Annotated in this window: 5 protein-coding genes and 1 pseudogene; 1 reads left to right on the forward strand and 5 read right to left on the reverse strand. The window is 37.0% G+C overall.

Annotated elements, in window-relative coordinates:
• Positions 1 to 52: 52 nt before the first annotated feature.
• The 4 genes and pseudogenes from Q7P05_RS03205 to Q7P05_RS03220 form a co-directional block, all read right to left on the reverse strand.
• Positions 53 to 463: a bifunctional 2-polyprenyl-6-hydroxyphenol methylase/3-demethylubiquinol 3-O-methyltransferase UbiG gene (locus tag Q7P05_RS03205; RefSeq protein ID WP_303930408.1), complete on the reverse strand. Its 411-nt coding sequence runs from the start codon at positions 461 to 463 to the stop codon at positions 53 to 55.
• Positions 464 to 942: 479 nt separating this feature from the next.
• Positions 943 to 2,427: pseudogene (rlmD, locus tag Q7P05_RS03210) on the reverse strand (23S rRNA (uracil(1939)-C(5))-methyltransferase RlmD); the annotation flags it as partial.
• Positions 2,427 to 3,095, reverse strand: a complete 669-nt coding sequence (locus Q7P05_RS03215; RefSeq protein WP_005386950.1) for a TerC family protein — start codon at positions 3,093 to 3,095, stop codon at positions 2,427 to 2,429. The pseudogene rlmD and the gene Q7P05_RS03215, both read right to left, overlap by 1 nt.
• 145 nt (positions 3,096 to 3,240) lie before the next feature.
• Positions 3,241 to 3,900: a TerC family protein gene (locus Q7P05_RS03220; RefSeq protein ID WP_295794013.1), complete on the reverse strand. Its 660-nt coding sequence runs from the start codon at positions 3,898 to 3,900 to the stop codon at positions 3,241 to 3,243.
• 290 nt (positions 3,901 to 4,190) lie between these two features.
• Between Q7P05_RS03220 and Q7P05_RS03225 the strand changes: the two genes are divergently transcribed.
• The gene (locus Q7P05_RS03225; protein WP_303930412.1) at positions 4,191 to 5,534 is read left to right on the forward strand and encodes an MATE family efflux transporter; all 1,344 of its coding nucleotides are present in this window, start codon (positions 4,191 to 4,193) and stop codon (positions 5,532 to 5,534) included.
• A gap of 47 nt (positions 5,535 to 5,581) precedes the next feature.
• Here the strand turns inward: Q7P05_RS03225 and Q7P05_RS03230 are convergent.
• On the reverse strand, positions 5,582 to 5,931 hold a 350-nt coding region (locus tag Q7P05_RS03230; protein ID WP_303930414.1), incomplete at its 5' end, for a helix-hairpin-helix domain-containing protein.

The following is a 5,931-nucleotide window of genomic DNA, read 5'->3' on the forward strand; positions in this document are numbered from 1 at the left end:
AACAAATTATTAACACTTTTTATTGGTAATACTTCTTTATTTTTAATATAAACTATAAACTTTTTATCATTTTTCTTTGCTTTCCCTCTTTCCATAGAAAAGTGGGGGCGAACAAAGTCCCATTAGGTTTTAACACCCTATATATTTCTTTCATCGCCTCATCCGGTTTAGGCATAATATGAAGTGCATTAGCAATTAACACACAATCAAATTTTTCATACGAATAGGATAATGCTACTGCATCGGCTGTTTCAAATGTAAGTTTTTCGTATTCCCCACGCTTTTTAGCTTCCTGAATCATTTGCTCGAAGAAGTCTGTACCGATCCAACTTTTCGTATGCTTTGAAAGATTAAACGATAATTGTCCTGAGCCACAAGCAAGTTCAAGTACTTCCATGTCTTTATTCAAATGAGGACGAATGTATTCGCAAACTTTATCATATACTCCTTTGTCTTTTTTCATGAAAGGAGCATATAGCTTAACAAATTTATCCCAAAATTTTTATTGCTTTTATCAATCATTTCAACGCTCCTTTAAATATAAAAATGATCCTATCAATCTTTATATTGAGCCTATTTTCTCATTGATACCTTGCAAGAAAGGAATAATAGCTGTTCCTATACCAAGTAGGAATGTCATAAATGCAGAAAGTCATATGCTGTCATTCTTTTCTATTCAATCATTTTGAAGTGTCTCAAGGCATCCATGATAGCTTCTTCTTTTTCAGGTGTACACTGTGGAATAATTTGTTTCTCCTTTTTAGACTTGTTGTAATGTTCTCGTAATTCTATTCCACATTTCCTTTTTATCTGTGTAATATATAATGTCGGAACTTTTAATTCAAATTTATTCCAAACATATTCTTTGATTTGAGCATATGTTGCCTTACTTTCAGCACTGGTCAAATCAAGCTCATCCAGCTCAATTTCAACTTCTATATGCTTATCGACATCGAGTTTGGACAAAAGTGCTACCGTCTCAACATGCGCTGTCATTGGAAACATATCCACTGGTTGTACTTCTTTTAGTTCATAGCCGTAGTGTGTAAGGATTTCAATATCTCTTGCCATGGTTGCAGGGTTACAGGATACGTAGACAATGCGTTTTGGTTCCATGCCTGCTGCAGAGGTTAGTACTTCTTCTTTACAGCCTGCACGAATTGGATCAAATACAATGACGTCTGGTCGTACGCCAGCTTTGTAGAGTTTTGGCATTTCTACGGCCGCATCAGCAACGATGAATTCTGTATTATCATAGCCATTGCGTTCAGCGTTTTCACGAGCATTGATAATGGCAGGTTCTACAATTTCTATGCCGATAACATGTTTTGCCTTATGTGCTAAAAATAGTGAAATGGTCCCCGTACCACAATACGCATCGATAACGGTTTCATCACCTTTTAGGTCCGCATAAGCTAATGCTTGATCGTAAAGTACTGTCGTTTGTTCTGGATTCACTTGGAAGAAGGAGTGTGGAGATAATGTAAACTGTAAGTCCTTAATATGATCTGTAATCGTCCCATCCCCATAGAGGATATTATTTTTAGGTCCTAATATAACATTAGTTCGCTTACCATTTACATTATGAACAATAGTTTCTACTTGAGGAATTCGTTCTGTTAATTTATCTACCCACTTTTCTTGGTGTGGTAAGTAATCTGTAGCAGTTACAAGGATAATCATCCATCCAGATTGCCCAATGCGACCGATTACATGGCGCAATATACCTTTGCCTGTCTGTTCATCATAAGGTTCAATATCAAATTCTTTAGCGATTTGATAACATGCTTGAGCAATAATATTATTGCCTTCATCTTGAATAGGACAGTTTGTACCTTGTACGATATCGTGAGATCCCATCGCATAGAATCCCATTTGAATATCGCCTTTAGTGCCGCCTACAGGCATTTGCATTTTATTGCGATATGCCCATGGTTCTTTAGGTCCTAATGTAGGCTTAACAAGGTCTGGATTTTGATGACCAATGCGTTCGATAACGTCCTTCACCTTTTGTGTTTTTAGTGAAAGCTGTCCTTCATAGGTAATGTGTTGTAGTTGGCAGCCTCCACAGAATCCATAAAGATCACAACTTGCATCGATACGATTGGGAGCCATCGTAACAATTTCTAAGAGGCGCCCTGTAGCATAGGTTTTTTTAACCATATCAATAGCTACTTTCACAGTTTCTCCAGGTAAGGCAAAAGGCACAAAGACAGTAAAGTCATCTACACGACCTACCCCTTCACCGCTGCTACCGATGCCATGAATAGTTACCAATACTTCATCACCAAACTTAACAGGCGCATTTAAAATAGCCTGTTGTTTTTTAGATAATTGGCCGTTTGTAGCTTGCTGTGAATTAGAGCGATTACTTCTTCTATGTTGTTTAGATTGTTTTTTACGAGATGTACGATTAGTACCGTTCATTACGCGTCTCTTTTCTTCCAAATTTTAATCATACCAGTCACAATAAGAACGAAGAATACAGTGCCGAATTTAACGAGTAATTCTTCACCTTGAATATATGGCATAAGAAGTGGATCTTCCACAATCATTTCGCCTGCAACCCAGCCAAGGAGTGCACCACCAGCCCAAAGAATAGCAGGGAATTTATTAATAATACGAGCAAATAATGTAGAGCAAAATACGATAATTGGAACAGTAATTAACATACCTGCAATAACAAGCTCTAAATGACCTCTAGCGGCCCCTACTACACCAATAACATTATCAATACTCATCATAGCGTCAGCTACAATAATCGTCCAAATGGCACCCATTAAGGAATTCTTAGCTTCGATATGTGCATCTTCATCTCCACCTTTTAATAATTGAATGGCAATCCATACAAGTACAAGGCCACCACCTAAGTGGATAAGAGGAATTAAAGTAAGCGCCTCTACTAAAAGGGTAGCAAATACAAGGCGCATTACAATGGCACCTACTGTACCCCAAATTACGGCTTTCTTTTGTAGTTCTGGAGCTAGCTTACCTGCTGCCATACCAATTACTACAGCATTATCACCAGCCAACAAAATATCAATTAAAATAATCTTACCAATGGTCACCCACGTGGCAACTTCTAAAAATTCCATTCTCTACATACCTCAATTCAAACGAGTAATTCAATAACTATCCCTTAACTATACCATAAATCTTCTATTTTCTCATCTATAAGTGGGGTAATAGTTTACATAAAAAAATCTCTCCTCTTATGATTAAGAGAAGAGATTTATTCTATTATTTCTTGGTTTTTTTAGCTATCAAAGATGCCCCTACTACGAGGATTACTGCAGCTATTTTGATGAACAGTACATATGGTTCAACACTATGAGCAATCAATGTATCCTCTACTGCCATACCAGCACCTACCCAGCCAAGGATACCGCCGCCAACGTATAGGATAATTGGGAAACGTTCGATGACTTTCACAAATAAAGTACTGCCATAAATGATGATTGGTACAGTTATGAGCATACCGATGGCTACCATTGTCATATGACCACCTGCAGCACCAACTACACCGATAACATTATCGATACCCATGATACCGTCAGCAATAACAATAGTTGTAATGGCTGCGCGTAAATTATCCTTAGCTTCGATATTATGCTCGCTTTCATCATCAGCAACGAGCTTGTATCCGATCCATAAGAGGAGGATACCACCTACTAAACGAAGTGCAGGAATATTGTTCAATGCCTCTACAAATAGGAATGCCATAACAAGGCGTAAAATAATGGCGCCAGCTGTGCCCCAGAAGATGGCTTTCTTCTGTAAATGTGCTGGCAAGTTACGAGCTGCCATACCAATTACAATAGCATTATCGCCAGCAAGTAAGATATCGATAACGATGATCTGAAGCATCGCTAATAAACCTTGTACAGATAAGATGTCCAATGTATCCTCCTTAGAATATAACTATAGTATATATATTATAATCGATATAGTTCAGTAGTGTAAAATTCAATTTGTAAAATATATATTCATTTTTAGCATACTCTATTCATATTAATATGAGAATCATAACACTACAAATAAAAGTTCTAGTATATAAAAAATCATTAATTATAGATTCATAATAGACTAATCAATAATATATATTTAATTCCCAATTCTCAAGGAATTTATCTATTAAATTAGACTACTTTATGATATCGTATAATATATCATTAATAAGGGAGGTAAGTATGTATCAAACATATTCTATATTACAAAAGTTATGGTTGTTCATTAAGCTATTTACTCCTATGTGCATAACACAATTTTCCCTTATCGGTGGGACCTTTATAGCCATCTTTTTAACGGGACAATATAGTACAATAGATTTAGCTGGGGTTGCTACGGGGTATAATTTATGGCTCCTCTTCTATATCTTTGCACAAGGAACGTTGTTAGGTATCACTCCAATTATTTCTCAGCTATTGGGAGCTAAGAAAACCGATGATATTTCAACAATCTTTTATCAAGGTCTTTATATCGGTACAGGCCTAGCATGTATCATTTTAATAATTGGTCTCTTAGGCTTACGTCCTCTTCTGACAGCATTAAATCTGGAACCTGCTGCAGCTGAGGTATGTATTAGTTACCTGAAAGCATTTGCTATAGGTCTATTCCCACTACTTTGGGTTAATACATTGCGTAATACAGTCGACAGTCATGGATTAACACATTATTCTATGGCCATCGTATTTACTAGCTTTATTGTGAACGTATTTTTGAACTACGCACTCATCTTTGGACATTTCGGATTTCCAGAAATCGGTGGTGTCGGTGCTGGCTATGGTATAGCCGGTGCTTGTTGGACTAACTTTATTCTCTTTAGCTTAGTATTACTATTACATCCGAAGTTAAAGGGATATCGTATCTTTAAAGACTTCAGTAAACCAAGTTTTCACTACATTCGCGAACAGCTACATATAGGTATTCCTATTGGCTTTTCCATCTTCTTAGAAGCTAGTATCTTTAGTATTGCTGGCCTCTTGATGGTTCACTTTGGATCCGCCGTCGTAGCTGCTCATCAATCTGTTATTTCCTTTACCAATGTATTCTACTGTTTACCTCTTAGTATCGCTATGGCCTCTACCATTGCAGTCGCATATGAACTTGGGGCAGGTCGTAAACAAGAGGCTATCCAATACTCCTATATTTCTCGCATCTTAGCCATTGTATTGGCTATCATGATTTGTACATTTACGTTTACTAATATGGATGCTATTGCAGATCTCTTTACAAATGATGATGAAGTATACAAGCTTATCTACAGCTTCCTTGGATACGGTGTATTCTTCTCTGCTATCGATGCCATTGGAACCCCTTTACAAGGTATATTGAGAGCTTATAAGGATGTAAAAGTAGTTCTTTACATTTCCCTCGTTTCCTATTGGGGCGTATGCTTCCCTACGGCCTATATTCTTGCTAAAAATCCTAATTATGGACCATTTGGCGTATGGATTGGCTTACTCTCTAGCGTACTAGTAGCGGGTATATTATTCACCTGGCGTACTTGGTACATTCAACGTAAACAAAACTAAATAACAATTAATACAGTAAAAGAGCATCTTACATAAGATGCTCTTTTTTATTTCAATATATCTTGTTTTTCTACTTTGGACATACGGAAGAAATTATATAATGCTTCTGCCGTTTTATAGTTCATAGAGTCTACCTTTGAAAGCTCATCAATAGATGCCTCTTTCATGGCCTCTAAACTATTAAAATTAGCCCATAAAGCCTTGCGGCGTTTAGGACCAATCCCTTCGATATGATCTAAAATAGATTCTAAGTTGCGTTTACCACGCAATTTACGATGGTAGGTAATAGCAAATCGATGGGCTTCATCACGTATTTGTTGCAGCAATTGAAGTTCTGGCGTGTGATGGCTCAAAATGATACTTTCAGATTGCCCTTCTACGAATACCTCTTCAATGC

The sequence above is a fragment of the Veillonella dispar genome, from assembly GCF_937975875.1.
Classification (GTDB): Bacteria; Bacillota; Negativicutes; order Veillonellales; family Veillonellaceae; genus Veillonella; species Veillonella dispar_B.

Coding starts and splice junctions, on each gene's coding strand:
- Q7P05_RS03205 (WP_303930408.1), bottom strand. CDS start 463: ATGAAAAAAGACAAAGGAGTATATGATAAAGTTTGCGAATACATTCGT.
- Q7P05_RS03215 (WP_005386950.1), bottom strand. CDS start 3,095: ATGGAATTTTTAGAAGTTGCCACGTGGGTGACCATTGGTAAGATTATT.
- Q7P05_RS03225 (WP_303930412.1), top strand. CDS start 4,191: ATGTATCAAACATATTCTATATTACAAAAGTTATGGTTGTTCATTAAG.